This is a genomic window from Defluviimonas sp. SAOS-178_SWC (genome assembly GCF_039830135.1).
Classification (GTDB): Bacteria; Pseudomonadota; Alphaproteobacteria; order Rhodobacterales; family Rhodobacteraceae; genus Albidovulum.
The window spans coordinates 399,735-415,000 of sequence record NZ_CP156081.1 but is presented as its reverse complement, the minus strand read 5'-3'; the positions used below and the strand labels follow the sequence as shown (position 1 = coordinate 415,000).

Here is a 15,266-nt window from a genome sequence, read left to right as displayed (position 1 = left end):
ACCGGGAAGAATGCCGAAAAGAATGCCGGATGGCGGGCGGATTCGACGTGAATCGCCCTCACGATTCTCCGGTCAGGCGCGCGATGACCTTACGTAAGCCGCTGTTTTTTCTGTGTTCAGCTCAAAGAAACAGGATTCGGCGCACGAGTCGCCCGGTTTTTGGGAATCAAGCGAAGGCCCAGAAGCGCGACGACGGCGGCAAGATAGAGAATGGGCTGCCAGGGCCAGGCTTTCACGAGCCATAGATAGTGCGCGGCACCGGCAAGCGCCGCGACATAGGTCAGCCGGTGCAGGACCCGCCAGCGCGCCGCGCCCAGCCGGCGCACCGAACGGTCGTTGGACGTAAGCGCCAAGGGAATCATTGCGAGGAAGCCGGCCATGCCCATCGTGATGTAGGGCCGCTTGACGATGTCACCCAATGCCTGCGCCCAGAGCAGCCCCATGTCGAGCACGATCCAGGCGAGGAGGTGCGAAAGTATATAGAAGAAGGCCAGCAGCCCGATCGCCCGGCGGTACTTGATCAGGTTCACCCCGGCGAAGCGGCGCAGCGGCGTTATGCACAGCCCGGCAACGATCAGCTTCAGTCCCCAGAGGCCAAGGCGGTGTTCGATCGCCTTGACCGGATCGACGCCGAGCCCGCCCGTCGCGCCTTGCCAGAAGAGCCAGACGGGAAGCGCCGCGCCTACTATATATATAGGCCACGCTGGGACCCGCCGGATGGCGCGGTTCACACCATCGGCAAGCGCCATCAGAAATCCTTCGCCAGATCCTGACCGGCGTAGAGCCCAGCCACCTGCTCGCCGTAGCCGTTGAACTTCAGCGTCGGCTCGCGCCCGCCGAAAAGCCCGGCGCCGATTCTGCGTTCGCTGGCCTGGCTCCAGCGCGGATGGTCGACGTCGGGATTCACGTTCGAATAGAAGCCGTACTCGTTCGGCTGGAGCATGTTCCACGTGGTCTGAGGCATCCGGTCGGTCAGGCTGATCCGTACGATCGACTTGATCGACTTGAACCCGTACTTCCACGGCACGACGAGGCGGATCGGCGCCCCGTTCTGTTTCGGCAAGTCCTCACCGTAAAGGCCGGTCGCGAGAATCGTCAGCGGATGCATCGCCTCGTCGATCCTCAGCCCCTCCCGGTAGGGCCAGTCGAGGAGCGCCGACCTCTGGCCGCGCATCTCGTCGGGGCGGACGAGCGTTTCGAAGGCAACGAATTTCGCCGAAGGCTGAACGCCGACGCGGGCCAGAAGGTCGGAAAGTTGGAAACCGATCCACGGGACAACCATGCTCCACGCCTCGACGCAGCGGAACCGGTAGATGCGCTCCTCGAGCGTGACGCCGGAAAGGATGTCGGAGAGATCGTAGGCCCCAGGCTTCTCGACCATGCCGTCAATCTGGACGGACCAAGGATCAACCGTGAGCGCCGGGGCATAGGCCGCCGGGTCGCCCTTGCCCGTACCGAATTCGTAGAAGTTGTTGTAGGTCGAGATCTCTTCGAGCGTATTGGGCTCGGCATCGGTGGAAAAGGCCGACGGTGTGTAGGAGAGCTTCGCCGCCGCCGGGCCGGCAAAGCCCAGAGCCGCCGCCCCCGCGATCACCTGGCGTCGGCTGAGGAAAGCCGTCCGCGGCGTGACATCGGACCATTTGAGATCGGGCGTGTGTGGGCGGCTCATGATCGACTCCGGTACTGCGGTTTCCGGAGAAACCTACACCGGAGCGGACTTCCTTCCCAATAAAGCCGTCTCACGTCTACGTTTGTGAGTTGTAACGAAAGGCGATCGGATCGCTGCGCCCATCCAATCCATGCGGGGCGCTTCCTTTGCGCCCCGGAGGTATTCACTCTACATAAAAAGGGGCGGATCGCTCCGCCCCCGTTCAATTCATTCAGTGTAGCGGCGCTCCCTCGGGTCGCGGCCGATTGGACGAGAGAACCTTTTCGCCAACGATCAACCCGTCCGCCCCGGCGCCGACATGGATCGTATCGCCATCCATGACCTCACCCGCCAGCAGCATCTCGGCCAACGGATCCTGAAGATCGCGCTGAATGACCCGCTTGAGCGGCCGCGCGCCATACACCGGGTCGTAGCCGGCGTCGCCGAGCCACTGTTTGGCGGCATCGTCGAGGTCGAGCTCGATCTTCCGCTGGGCCAGTCGGGATTTCAGGCGGCGCAGCTGGATCTCGACGATCCCCGACATGTCGTCCCGTGTCAGCCGGTCGAAGATGATCATGTCGTCGAGCCGGTTAAGGAACTCGGGCCGGAAATGCGCCCTGACCGCATCCATCACGTCGCGCTTGGCATCCGAAGCGTCCGCCCCGTCCGGCAGCTGGCTCAGCGCCTGCGATCCGAGATTCGACGTCAGGATGGTCAGCGTCTGCTTGAAGTCGACATGGTGGCCCTGGCCGTCGGTCAGCACACCGTCATCGAGCACCTGAAGGAGCACGTTGAAGACATCCGGATGCGCCTTCTCGACCTCGTCGAAGAGGACGACCTGATAGGGCCGGCGCCGCACCGCTTCGGTCAGGACGCCGCCTTCGTCATAACCGACATAGCCCGGAGGCGCACCGATCAGCCTAGCGACGGAGTGCTTCTCCATGAACTCCGACATGTCGATGCGCACCATCGCGTGTTCGTCGTCAAAGAGATATTCGGCGAGGGCTTTCGTCAGCTCCGTCTTGCCGACGCCGGTGGGCCCGAGGAACAGGAACGATCCAAGCGGCCGGTTCTCGTCGTTCAGCCCGGCGCGCGCCCGGCGCACGGCCTTCGACACCGCTTCCACCGCGCGGTTCTGGCCGACGACCCGACGACCGAGCTCCTCCTCCATCTTGAGGAGCTTTTCCCTTTCGCCTTCGAGCATCTTCGAGGTCGGGATGCCGGTCCAGCGCTCAACCACTTCGGCGATCTGTTCGGGCCGCACCGCTTCCTCGACCATCAGCGCGTCTTCCTTGGCCTCAGCCTCCGCCAACTGCCGCTCCAGCCCCGGAATGACACCGTAGGACAGCTCACCCGCACGGGCGAGATTGCCTTCGCGCTTCGCATGGTCGAGCTCGCTCCGCGCCCGGTCGAGCTGTTCCTTCAACCCGCGCGCCGATTCGAGCTTGTCGCGCTCCGCCTGCCACTTGGCCGTCATCTCGGCCGAGCGCTGCTGAAGGTCGCCAAGCTCCTTCTCGAGCTTTTCCAGACGATCCTTCGACGCGGCGTCGTCTTCCTTCTTCAGCGCCTCGGCCTCGATCTGCTTTTGCAGGATCTCGCGGTCCAAGGCGTCGAGTTCCTCGGGTTTCGAATCCACCTCCATCCGAAGCCGCGAGGCGGCCTCGTCCATGAGGTCGATCGCCTTGTCGGGCAGGAAGCGGTCGGTGATGTAGCGCTGGCTGAGGGTCGCGGCGGCGACAAGGGCGGAGTCCGAGATCCGCACGCCGTGGTGCAGTTCATACTTCTCCTTGATGCCGCGCAGGATGGAGATCGTATCCTCCACCGTCGGCTCGTCGACCAGCACCGGCTGGAAGCGCCGGGCCAGTGCCGCGTCCTTCTCGACATACTTGCGGTATTCGTCGAGCGTGGTGGCGCCGACGCAGTGCAGTTCGCCGCGCGCAAGCGCCGGCTTGATCAGGTTGGCGGCATCCATCGCGCCGTCGGACTTGCCGGCGCCGACGAGCGTGTGCATCTCGTCGATGAAGAGGATGATTTCGCCGGCCGCCGCCTCGATCTCCTTCAGAACGGATTTTAGCCGCTCCTCGAACTCGCCGCGATACTTCGCGCCCGCGATCAGCGCACCCATGTCGAGCGCCATGAGCTTCTTGTTCCTCAGGCTTTCCGGTACGTCGCCGTCGACGATGCGGAGCGCCAGCCCCTCCGCGATGGCGGTCTTGCCGACACCAGGATCGCCGATCAGAACCGGGTTGTTCTTGGTCCGGCGGCTGAGCACCTGCATGGCGCGCCGAATCTCCTCGTCACGGCCGATGATCGGGTCGATCCGGCCTTGCTCGGCGGCCTCCGTCAGGTCGCGCGCGTATTTCTTCAGCGCCTCGTAGCCTTCCTCGGCCGAAGCCGAATCGGCCGTGCGACCCTTGCGGATATCGTTGATCGCAGTGTTCAGGGCCTGCGCGGTCACGGCGCCTGCGGACAGCGCGTCCCTGGCCTTGGTGTTGACCATCGCCAGCGCCATCAGGATGCGTTCGACCGGCACGAAGCTGTCGCCCGCCTTCTTGGCAACCTTCTCGGCTTCGTCGATCACCCGCACCAGCGACGTATCAATGTAAACCTGACCGTCGCCACCCGACACCTTCGGCATCTTGGCGATCATCTGGTCGACCGCCTCGGCAACACGCTTCGGCTCTCCGCCGGCACGCTGGATCAGGTTGGACGACAGCCCCTGATCGTCATCCATGAGGGCTTTGAGCAGATGCTCCGGAACCACCCTCTGGTGCCCCTCGCGCATCGCAATGGTCTGGGCGGCCTGTAGGAATCCGCGCGACCGTTCCGTGAACTTTTCCATGTTCATCGGTTCTCTCCTTTGCTGGCCCCCGGGCTTCCGGTCGCCCACATCTGCGGCACGACACATCCCGGGTCTCGTCAGTGACTTGGCCATCTTTCGGGGTGATTTCAAGGACGGCCGAGCCGCGAAAATCCGGAAACCAAATCGAAAGGAGATTCGCGCTTAATCGGGCTTAACCTTGACGGAGGAGGTCGAGATGAGCTTGATCGAAACCCGCTTCGCCGGCGCGCTTGCCCGTGCTGCCCATCGCTGGCAACAGGCATTCCTGACCGTCAGCGAACCGCCGTCGCCGCAGTTGACCGCGATTGCCGTCCGCCGCGACACGGCGCCCGGGGCGGGTCGGTCGATGCCCACTCCGTTCCATCTCCGGGGGGCGTGAACCGATGCGGATCCTGTCGGCCCGCATCACCCGCGTACGCCGTAACCGCCACACGGAACACGTGGAGGCCATTGTCGCGCTCACCGCGTATACGGGCGGCGGGCCAGTTCGGGCTTTCATCCGGATTTCCGCCCCGGCCCGCGCGCCAGGCGCCGCCCGGTTGCGCGACCGGATTCTGGGCGCGGCGAAGCTCAGTTTTGCCGCCGATCCGGCAAGGTCCACCGCGCGCCGCGCGGCGTGATACCACGAGTCCCGCGCCAAGCCGGTAGATGCGTGCTTGACAGCCTGGCGCATGCGGCCCAAACCCGGTCGGACCCATGAAAGGACCGCCGATGCCGCAAGCCGATCGCCGCCTCGCCGATGACCGCATCGCAGATGATCGCCTGATCGTCGCCCTTGACGTTCCGAACGCCCTGGCCGGGCTCGAACTGGCCGAGCGGCTGGGCGACCGCGTGAGCTTTTACAAGATCGGCCTCGGCATGCTGACCGGCGGCGGCCTCTCACTTGCCAACGAACTGAAGCAGGAACATGGCAAGCGCATCTTCCTCGATATGAAGCTCTTCGACATCGGGGCGACGGTCGAGGCCGCCGTGCGGGGCCTCGCGCAGTTCGATCTCGACTTCCTGACGGTGCACGGAGACCCCAATGTCGTCCGCGCCGCGAAGGAAGGGGCCGGCGGGAAGGATCTGAAGATCCTCGCGGTCACCATCCTCACCTCGCTCGACCGCGCCGACCTTGACGCGGCACTGATCCGTCCGGGCGACGTGCCCGACATCGTCACCGAGCGCGCCGCCCGTGCCTTCGCCTCTGGCGCCGACGGGATCATTTGCAGCCCGCAGGAAGCCGCGCGTATTCGCGCCCTGCCGGAGGCGAACGGCAAGCTGATCGTCACGCCGGGTGTGCGGCCGCATGGCAGCGACCTTGGCGACCAGAAGCGCATCGCCACCCCCGCCCAGGCCATCGCCGCCGGCGCTGACCATGTCGTCGTCGGCCGCCCGGTCTGGGCCGCGACCGATCCGGCCGCCGCGGCCGGGGCGATCCTAGCCGAACTCGCGTCGCCCCAAGCCCGGCATCCGAACCGCTGACCGGAGGATCGGACAAAACCGCAACGCTTGTACTCGCGTCGGTTTCTTCTTTCCCGCCGCGCGTGGCCTAGCCTCGCTTCCCACTATCCGCACGGGCGGCGGAGCCTGAGCGGCTCCGCCTTTCGGTGTCGGGTTATTCCGTCGCCGGCACCGCGCCCGCGTCGGTCGGAATGGTGGCCGCCGCATCGTCCTGCCCGACCGACGGCGCCGTGGGCTGAAGATCGCCACCGGCATTGCTGCCCGCCATCCAGATCACGATCGCCAGCGCCGCGACGATGACGCCAACCAGAAGTAGAACGCCGCCGACGCCACCTTCGCGGTGCATCTGTCCGCGCGCCCGGGACGGATCATAGGACGAACGCCCGTACATGTGCTGTTCGTAGTCCATGAAAGGCTCCTTTTCGTCAGGACTGCGTCCCGGAGATTCGGTCCTTTCACCGGCGGATTCCATAAGCGGATTTCCACTCGGCCGGGGCCGGCCAAAATGCTGCACCTGCTTTGCGTCTTTCCGCCGAGTCGCTCTGATATCGCTCGACATTTCCCGGAGACGACCGGTTCGGCCCGTCAGAAGGTCGGCGGCGTGCATGCCGAGACGATGACGCAGTCTGCCGGTCCCGGGTTGCGAAACCGGTGCGGTGTGCGGCTGTTGAACAGGTACCCGTCGCCCGCGCTCAGAAGCCGCGTGTCCTCGCCAACGGTGACGAGCACCTGCCCCGCGATGACAACACCCGCTTCTTCGGCGTCATGGCTGTAAAGCTCCGGCCCGGTATCGGCGCCCGGTGTGTAGGTCTCGTAGAGCATCTGAAGGGCGGCGGCCCCCGGACGGCCGATCTGGCGGAAGACGACGCCGGCGCCGGCCTCTCCCAGTTTCGAAACGGGTGTGATTTCCCTGAGTTCCGCATGGGAAAAATGCCATTTTGGCCCGGTCTCGGCTTCGTCCGCGAAAAAATCGCCGAGCGAGATGCCGAGTCCTGCAAGGATCTTTTTCATCGTCGCGACCGATGGGCTCGTGCGGTTCTGCTCGATCATCGAGATCATGCCGCTGGTGACGCCGGTCGCCGCAGCGAGCTGGCGCTGCGACATCCGCCGCTTTTCGCGTTCTTCCTTCAGCCGCGCGCCCGTGTCGAAATCCATCGCCAGCCCTCCGCCCCGCGCCTCGCCCGTCGCTCGATTGCGGGCTTTCTTCCTTAGTGATAAATTTATTGTGCGGCAACTCGCAATATTGATCATTTCGCGCCGAAGGGCTATCGAATTCGCGAACCGTCCGAGGAGAGACATCATGCTGAACGCCGAGATCGAAACCCGCCGCAAGGCCGCCATGTCGCGCGGCGTGGGCGTGATGACCCAGATTTATGCCGACCGCGCGGAAAACGCGGAGATCTGGGACAAGGAAGGCAACCGCTACATCGACTTCGCGTCGGGCATCGCTGTCCTGAACACCGGCCACCGGCATCCGAAGGTGATCGCGGCGGTGAAGGACCAGATCGACCATTTCACCCATACCTGCCACCAGGTCGTGCCCTACGAAAACTACGTCCGCCTCGCCGAGCGTCTGAACGGCATGGTTCCGGGCAAGGGCGAGATGAAGTCGATCTTCGTCACGACCGGCGCCGAGGCGGTGGAGAACGCGATCAAGATCGCCCGCGCGGCAACCGGGCGTCAGGCCGTCGTCGCCTTCACCGGCGCCTTCCACGGCCGGACCTTCATGGGCATGGCGCTGACCGGCAAGGTCGTGCCCTACAAGGTCGGTTTCGGCGGCATGCCGGCCGACGTGTTCCACGCCCCCTTCCCGGTGCCGCTGCATGGAGTCAGCACCGACCAGTCGATCGCGGCGCTGGAATATCTCTTCAAGGCCGATGTCGACCCGAAGCGCGTCGCCGCGATCATCCTCGAGCCGGTTCAGGGCGAGGGCGGTTTCTACGAGGCGCCACGCGAATTCATGTCGCGCCTGCGCGCGATCTGTGACGAGCACGGGATTCTCCTGATCGCGGACGAGGTTCAGACCGGTTTCGCCCGCACCGGCAAGATGTTCGCGATGGAGCATCACGAGGTGAAGCCCGACATCACCACGATGGCGAAGTCGCTCGCCGGCGGCTTCCCGCTCGCGGCGGTGACGGGCCGCGCCGAGATCATGGACGCCCCCGCCCCCGGCGGCCTCGGCGGCACCTATGGCGGCAGCCCCCTGGGGATCGCGGCGGCCAATGCCGTCCTCGACGTGATCGAGGAGGAAGGGCTTTGCGACCGCGCCAACCAGCTCGGCGCGCGGCTGAAGCAGCATCTTTCGTCGCTTCGCGACGACGTGCCCGAGATTGTCGACATCCGCGGCCCCGGCTTCATGAACGCGGTCGAGTTCAATCTCGGCGGCAAGCCCTCGGCCGATTTCGCCAACAAGGTGCGGACGGAGGCGCTGTCGCGCGGCCTTCTCCTCCTGACCTGCGGCGTCTATGGCAACGTGATCCGCTTCCTGTCGCCGATCACGATTCAGGATTCGGTCTTCACCGAGGCGCTCGGCAAGCTCGAAGAGTCGATCCGGGCTGCGCGAAAGAGCTGACCCGCCAGATGCAATGCAAGAAACGGCCGTCCTTCGGGGCGTCCGTTTTTCTTTTTCGGGGCGTAATCCGATCGAGACGCGTTTGGCAGAGGTACTTGCACCACAATGAAAAGAGGGAGACTCGCAAAAGAACAAAGCATGAATATAATGTATGGGTCAGCGGGGATTCCATGTTCGTCGAGCTCTCAGCCACATCGAATTTCACCTTTCTCACCGGCGCCTCCCACCCTGATGAGTTGATGGCCACGGTCGCGGAGCACGGCCAGCCGGCGCTCGCCATCGCTGATCTGAATTCCGTCGCCGGGATCGTCCGCGCCCATGTCGCGGCGCGGGAAATCCGCCGCAAGACCGGTACGGCGCCCCGGCTCGTGCCGGCCGCGCTGATCCGCCTGACGGATGGCTTCACCGTCACCGCGCTGCCGCGCGACCGCGCCGCATGGGGACGGCTTTGCCGGCTGATCTCGGCGGGGCGGCTTCGGGCGCCGAAGGGAGAATGCCATCTCGACGTCGACGATCTCCTCGCCTGGGGGGCAGGACTGGAGCTCCTTCTCCATCCGCCCGAAGAAGCGCCTTCACGCGGCGCAACGCCGGGGGGCGGCGCGGGCGGATGGGCGTCACAGGCGGACCGGCTGGCGCGCCGCCTTGGCCGGGAGAGCCTCACGCTCCTCATGGCGCCACGTTACGACGGCCATGACCGGCATCGCTTCAATCGGCTCGCGGCACTCGCCCGCGATCTCGGCCTGCCGACCGTCGCCTCCGCACGTCCGCTCATGCATGCCCCGGCCCGCCGGCGCCTCGCCGACGTGCTGACCGCAATCCGCACCGGCACCCGCGTCGACGACCTCGGCCGCGGCGCCCTAGCCAACGGCGAACAGCGCCTGCGATCCGAGGCGGAGATGCTTTCCCTTTTCGCGGGACACAAGGCGGCCGTTCAGCGGAGTGGAGAGATCGCCGGGCGCCTTTCCTTCTCGCTCGACGAACTGCGCTACGAATACCCTTCCGAAGTTCTCGACGGGGAGGAGCCTTCGGCCCGCCTCGCCCGCCTGACCCGGGAAGGGCTGCGCTGGCGCTATCCGCACGGCGTGCCGCCGAAAGTCCAGTCGATGGCCGAGCACGAGCTCGACCTGATCGCGCGGCTGAAATACGAGCCCTATTTCCTCACCGTCCGCGATGTGGTGGCCTTTGCCCGCGAGGAGGGCATCCTCTGTCAGGGGCGCGGGTCGGCGGCGAATTCGGTCGTCTGCTACGCGCTCGGCGTGACCTCGGTCAGCCCCGAGATCGGCACGATGGTCTTCGAACGCTTCGTCTCCGAGGCGCGCGACGAGCCGCCCGATATCGACGTCGATTTCGAGCATGAACGGCGCGAGGAGGTGATCCAGCACATCTACGAGAAATACGGCCGCCACCGCGCCGGGCTTTGCGCGACCGTGATCCATTACCGTGGCAAGCGCGCCGCCCGCGAGGTGGGCAAGGCGATGGGCCTGTCCGAGGATTCGCTTTCCGCCATGTCGAGCCAGATCTGGGGCTGGGGCGGCGGCGCGGTGTCGCCCGAGCGGCTGCGCGAGATCGGGCTCGATCCCGCCGATACGCGGCTCTTGCAGACGCTCGACCTCATTTCCGAAATCCAGGGCTTTCCCCGGCATCTCTCGCAGCATGTCGGCGGCTTCATCATCACCGAGGGGCGGCTCGATGAACTGGTGCCGGTCGAGAACGCGACGATGGAGAACCGCACCGTCATCCCCTGGGACAAGGACGATATCGACGCGCTCGGCATCCTCAAGGTCGATGTCCTGGCGCTCGGCATGCTGTCCTGCATCCGCAAGGCCTTCGATCTCCTCGGCAAGCATCACAATCTCGACTGCACGCTCGCCACCCTGCCGCCCGAGGATCCCGAGGTTTACGGCATGCTCTGCGCGGCCGATTCCATCGGTATCTTCCAGGTCGAAAGCCGGGCGCAGATGAGCTTCCTGCCGCGGATGAAGCCGCGCAAGTTCTACGACCTCGTGATCCAGGTCGCGATCATCCGGCCGGGGCCGATCCAAGGCGACATGGTGCATCCCTTCATCCGCCGGCGGAACGGCCTTGAAAGCGTGACCTTCCCGTCGGATGCATTGGGCGAGGTTCTCGGCAAGACGCTTGGCGTGCCCTTGTTCCAGGAACAGGCGATGCAGATCGCCATCATCGGCGCGGGTTTCACCCCGGAAGAGGCCGACCGTCTCCGACGCTCGCTCGCGACCTTCAAGAAACATGGAAACGTCTCGGAATTCCGCGACCGGTTCATGGAAGGCATGCGCCGGAACGGCTACGGGGACGACTTCTCGGCCCGCTGCTTCTCCCAGATCGAGGGCTTCGGCAGCTACGGCTTTCCCGAAAGCCACGCGGCGAGTTTCGCGCTTCTGGTCTATGCCTCGGCCTGGCTCAAATACCGCCATCCCGGCATCTTCGCCTGCGCGCTTCTCAATTCCCAACCAATGGGCTTCTACGCCCCCGCCCAGATCGTGCGCGACGCCCGCGAACACGGCGTGACGGTCCTGCCCGTCTGCATCAATGCCAGCACCTGGGACAACCGGATGGAGGACTGTCCCGACGGCACGCTCGCCCTCCGCCTCGGCTTCCGGCAGATCAGGGGACTGGCAGAGGAGGAGGCGGACTGGATCACCGCCGCCCGCCGCAACGGTTACCTCGCGATGGAGGATGTCTGGCGCCGCGCCGGGGTTTCGCACCGGACGCTGACGCTTCTCGCCGAAGCCGACGCCTTCGCCTCGCTCGGCCTGTCGCGCCGCGACGCGCTCTGGGCCGCCCGCGCCTATACGACCGCGACCCCCCTGCCCCTTTTCGCGGGCGATCTCGACGGCGAGGGGATCGTCGAACCTGCCGTTATCTTCGCCGAGATGAGCGAGGGCGAGCACGTGGTGGAGGATTACGCCGCGATGCGGCTGACGCTCCGGACCCATCCTGTCGCACTGCTCCGGCCCCGGCTGACGCCGGGGGGCCTGCCTGCGCCACCACCTGGCTGAACCCCGTCCGGGGTTTGGGGCACCCCGCCTCGCTCACGCAAGGCAGGGTTCGCTCATCTCAGCCGCCTGAGGATATCGAGGCTCGCATAGCCATCGGGAATCATCCCGATCGAGCGTTGGTAGGCGCGGATCGCGCCGATCGTGTTGGGGCCGATCTTGCCGTCCACGCCGCCGGTGCTGAAGCCTGCCTTCGTCAGCCGTTCCTGCAATTCCTTGCGTTCGGCGAAGACGAGCGCACGGTCCTCGCGCGGCCAATTGGCCTGGATCGCCCGGCCACCCTTCAACCGGTCCGCAAGGTGCCCGACCCCGATCACATAGGCGTCGGCGGTGTTGTAGCGTTCGATCACGTGGAAGTTCTGGAAGATCATGAAGGCCGCGCCACGGGCACCGGCGGGCATCAGGATCGACGCCGCGCCGTAGTTGGGAACCTTGCCGCCCTCCACGCCGCGCACCCCGAGTGCGGCCCATTCGGCGGGAGATTTCTTTACTCTCTCGCCGGTCAGACCGAAATCGAAGCCGCGCGGCAACTGCACCTCGACACCCCAGGGCTGGCCCTTGTTCCATCCGAACCGGGAGAGGTAGGCGGCGGTCGAGGCAAGGGCATCGGCCGGATTGTCCGACCAGATGTCGCGCTTGCCGTCGCCGGTGAAATCCACCGCATAGGCGAGGTAGGAGGTCGGGATGAACTGCGTATGCCCCATCGCTCCTGCCCAGCTTCCGGTCATCTGCCGCGGATCGACGTCGCCCGACTGCACGATCTTCAGGGCGGCGATCAACTGGCTTTCAAAGAAGCTGCCGCGCCGCCCGTCATAGGCAAGCGTCGCCAGCGCCTCGATCAGAGGCGTGGTGCCGCGATAGGTGCCGTAGGAGCTTTCGAGCCCCCAGACTGCCACGACGATCTCCTTGTCGACACCGTATCGCGCCTCGATCTGATCCAGAAGCCGCCGGTGCTGACGCAGAGCCGCCTTGCCATTCGACACGCGGCTGTCCGAAACAGCGCTGTCGAGATAGTCCCAGATCGCCTTGGTGAATTCGCTCTGGTTGCGGTCCTTCTCGATCACCGAAGTGTTGTAGTCGACGCCCCGAAAGGCACGCTCGAACGTAACCGCGCTGATTCCCTGCGCCAGCGCGCGACCGCGAAAGCCGTCGATCCAGCGGTTGAAGCCAAGATTGGCCGAAGTCGGGATAAGTTCTGCGGGTCCGCTCATGATCCTGCCCTGATTGTCCGGGGGTGACGGCGCGATCCCCGCCCCGGCCGCCATCGCGGGAAGGAGCGTCGAAACCACGGCGATGAGTGCTGAAACGCGCATGTCCTGCCTGCCTGTCATTCTTCTTTGCGCAAAGTGTAGCGCGGCGGGACGAGGTCGAAAAGCGTCCTCTCCCCGCGTGGGCGCGGTTCCGCGTCAGCGCCGGCGGCGTTCGACCTTGCGGCGTGCCTTCGCGGCCTTTGCCTTCGCCGCACCGGGACGCCGCGCGAAGGGTTTGCCCCGCCGCGCCGAGGCACCGGCCGGAACATCGCGGCCCTCGATGTCCAGAAGCTCCAGCATCAGCCCGCCGGTGACTGGCACGGCCTCGGCCAACCGCACCGTCACCCTTTGGCCGATGCCGATGGTGAGGCCGGTATCCGCCCCCATCAGCGTCTGGGCATTCGGATCGTAGTGGAAGAACTCCCGCCCGACCGAGCGGATCGGGATCAGACCGTCGGCGCCGGTCTCGTCGAGCTTCACGAAAAGGCCGAACCGGGTCACGCCGCTGATGCGGCCGGTAAACTCGCTCCCCACCCGGTCGGCGAGGTAGGCGGCGAGGTAACGGTCGGTCGTGTCCCGCTCGGCCGCCATCGACCGGCGTTCGGTATCGGAGATGTGCTGCGCCGTCTCTTCCAGCATCTCGATATCCTGCGGGGACAGGCCATCCTGCCCCCAGCCGTGCCCAAGGATCAGCGCCCGGTGCACGACAAGGTCCGAATACCGCCGGATCGGCGAGGTGAAATGCGCATAGCTTTTCAGGGCGAGGCCGAAATGGCCGAAATTCTCCGGCGTGTAATAGGCCTGGGTCATCGAGCGGAGCGTGGTGATATTGAGAAGCTCGTCGAAATCCGTGCCCTCGGCCTGCGCCAGGAGCCGGTTCAGATGCTCGGTCTTCAGCACCTGACCCTTGGCCAGGGTGAAGCCGGACGCCACCGCAACTTCGCGCAACGCGTCGAGCTTTTCCGGGGACGGTTCCTCGTGCACCCGGAAGAGAAGCGGGCGGCGGAGCCGGATCAACTCCTCGGCGGCCGCGACATTGGCGAGGATCATGAACTCCTCGATCAGCCGGTGCGCGTCCAGCCGTTCACGGAACGCGACCGATCTCACCCGCCCGTCCTCGGTCAGCTCGATCTTGCGTTCCGGCAGATCGAGGTCGAGCGGCTGGCGCATCGCGCGTTCGGTCTTCGTCGCCTCGTAGGCGGCGTAAAGCGGCGCAATGACCTCCTCCAGAAGCTCGGCGCAGCGTTCGTTCGGGCGGCCATCCTGCGCTTCCTGAACCTCGGCGTAGTTGAGGCTGGCGACGGACTTGATCATCGCCCGGGTAAAGCGATGCGAAACCTTGCGGCCCTTCGCATCGAGCTTCATCCAGACCGCGAGAACCGCCCGCGCCACCCCTTCGTGAAGCGAGCAGAGATCGCCCGAAAGCCTGTCGGGCAACATTGGCACGACCCGGTCGGGGAAATAGGTCGAGTTGCCCCGGTGCCGCGCCTCGCGGTCAAGGGCGGATCCCGGCGTGACGTAATGCGCGACATCGGCGATGGCGACCCAGACGATATGGCCGCCGTCGTTCTTCGGATCCTCGTCGGGATGGGCGTAGCAGGCATCGTCGTGGTCGCGGGCGTCGGCCGGGTCGATGGTGATGAAGGGCAGGTGCCGCAAGTCCTCGCGCTGGCCTAGCGGGGCGGGCTTCATGCGGTCTGCTTCCTCGATCACCGCGTCGGGGAAGTCGTCGGGAACCCCATGCTGGTGGATCGCGATCAGCGACACCGCCTTCGGCGCCGAAGGATCGCCGAGCCGCTCGATGATGCGCGCCTTCGGCAAGCCCATCCGGCCCTTCGGCCCGGCGAGTTCGGCCTCGACCAACTCGCCGTCCTTCGCGCCCTGCGTGGCATCGGCGCCGACCGTCCATTCCTTGTCCGAGCCCTTGTCGATCGGAATGATCCGACCGCCCTCGGTCTGCTTGCGGAAGATCCCGAGGATCTTGTGCGGATTGGTGCCGATCTTGCGGATCAGCCGCGCCTCGTACTGGTAATCCTCGCCCTTCACCTCGTTGACGCGGGCGAGGATGCGGTCGCCTTCCGCGACCGGCGCATCAGCCTTGCGCGGCTGGAAAAGGACGCGCGGTTCCGGCGCCTCGCCCTGCCATTCCATCGGCCGCGCGAACTGGTCGCCGTTGCGGTCGGGCGGCAGGATCGTGAGGATCGTGACCGGGGGCAGTTTCTCGGGATCACGATAGGTCTTGCGGCGGCGCTCCAGCGTGCCCTCGCCTTCAAGCTCCTTCAAAAGCCGCTTCAGCTCGATCCGGTCGGCGCCCTTGATGCCGAAGGCCTTCGCGATGTCGCGCTTGGCCGAAAGGCCGGGATTGTCGGCAATCCAGTCGAGGATCTCGGATTTGGAGGGGATGCGGGCCATGCCGCTGGCTACCACGCCCGCGCGGCGGCGTCATGTGGAAATGGCGGGCGAGGCACTTGCGAACCGGACCGTCGGCGCCGGACCA

12 protein-coding genes are annotated in these 15,266 nt (G+C 65.7%); 5 read left to right on the top strand and 7 right to left on the bottom strand.

The annotated features are described in order from the left end of the window. Nucleotides 1-116 precede the first annotated feature (116 nt). The 3 genes from msrQ to clpB form a co-directional block, all read right to left on the bottom strand. Entirely contained in the window at nt 117-749 is a 633-nt protein-coding gene (gene msrQ, locus V5734_RS02845) for a protein-methionine-sulfoxide reductase heme-binding subunit MsrQ (protein WP_347312022.1), read from the bottom strand. Beyond that, on the bottom strand, nt 749-1,669 hold the full coding sequence (gene msrP, locus V5734_RS02840; RefSeq protein WP_347312021.1) for a protein-methionine-sulfoxide reductase catalytic subunit MsrP: 921 nt from the start codon (nt 1,667-1,669) through the stop codon (nt 749-751). The genes msrQ and msrP overlap by 1 nt, the downstream gene beginning before the upstream one ends. A 211-nt stretch (nt 1,670-1,880) precedes the next feature. Beyond that, entirely contained in the window at nt 1,881-4,496 is a 2,616-nt protein-coding gene (clpB, locus tag V5734_RS02835) for an ATP-dependent chaperone ClpB (RefSeq protein WP_347312020.1), read from the bottom strand. 190 nt (nt 4,497-4,686) lie between these two features. On the opposite strand from clpB, the gene V5734_RS02830 reads away from it, so the two are divergent. The 3 genes from V5734_RS02830 to pyrF all read left to right on the top strand — a co-directional run bounded on the left by V5734_RS02830 (nt 4,687) and on the right by pyrF (nt 5,954). Further along, the gene (locus V5734_RS02830) at nt 4,687-4,869 is read left to right on the top strand and encodes a hypothetical protein (RefSeq protein WP_347312019.1); all 183 of its coding nucleotides are present in this window, start codon (nt 4,687-4,689) and stop codon (nt 4,867-4,869) included. A 4-nt stretch (nt 4,870-4,873) separates the two neighbouring features. After that, complete coding sequence (locus V5734_RS02825) at nt 4,874-5,110, top strand: hypothetical protein (protein WP_347312018.1); 237 nt, start codon at nt 4,874-4,876, stop codon at nt 5,108-5,110. A 91-nt stretch (nt 5,111-5,201) separates the two neighbouring features. Next, nucleotides 5,202-5,954 carry an orotidine-5'-phosphate decarboxylase gene (pyrF, locus tag V5734_RS02820; protein WP_347312017.1) on the top strand — a complete coding sequence of 251 codons (753 nt, stop codon included), beginning with the start codon at nt 5,202-5,204 and terminating at the stop codon, nt 5,952-5,954. Between the two features lie 133 nt (nt 5,955-6,087). Here pyrF and V5734_RS02815 read toward each other — a convergent pair whose 3' ends face one another. Together V5734_RS02815 and V5734_RS02810 are read right to left on the bottom strand one after the other, a co-directional pair. Continuing rightward, complete coding sequence (locus V5734_RS02815; protein ID WP_347312016.1) at nt 6,088-6,342, bottom strand: hypothetical protein; 255 nt, start codon at nt 6,340-6,342, stop codon at nt 6,088-6,090. A 176-nt stretch (nt 6,343-6,518) separates the two neighbouring features. Then, complete coding sequence (locus V5734_RS02810; RefSeq protein WP_347312015.1) at nt 6,519-7,088, bottom strand: cupin domain-containing protein; 570 nt, start codon at nt 7,086-7,088, stop codon at nt 6,519-6,521. 145 nt (nt 7,089-7,233) lie between these two features. On the opposite strand from V5734_RS02810, the gene V5734_RS02805 reads away from it, so the two are divergent. Both V5734_RS02805 and V5734_RS02800 read left to right on the top strand, forming a co-directional pair. Further along, nucleotides 7,234-8,505, top strand: coding sequence for a 4-aminobutyrate--2-oxoglutarate transaminase (locus V5734_RS02805; RefSeq protein WP_347312014.1), 1,272 nt, complete (start codon nt 7,234-7,236; stop codon nt 8,503-8,505). A gap of 170 nt (nt 8,506-8,675) precedes the next feature. Beyond that, a complete protein-coding gene (locus V5734_RS02800; protein ID WP_347312013.1) occupies nt 8,676-11,522 on the top strand; it encodes an error-prone DNA polymerase in 2,847 nt (948 codons plus the stop codon). Between the two features lie 53 nt (nt 11,523-11,575). Here V5734_RS02800 and V5734_RS02795 read toward each other — a convergent pair whose 3' ends face one another. Continuing rightward, nucleotides 11,576-12,832 carry a lytic murein transglycosylase gene (locus V5734_RS02795; protein ID WP_347312012.1) on the bottom strand — a complete coding sequence of 419 codons (1,257 nt, stop codon included), beginning with the start codon at nt 12,830-12,832 and terminating at the stop codon, nt 11,576-11,578. Nucleotides 12,833-12,925: 93 nt separating this feature from the next. Further along, complete coding sequence (gene rnr / locus V5734_RS02790) at nt 12,926-15,181, bottom strand: ribonuclease R (protein WP_347312011.1); 2,256 nt, start codon at nt 15,179-15,181, stop codon at nt 12,926-12,928. Nucleotides 15,182-15,266 lie beyond the last annotated feature (85 nt).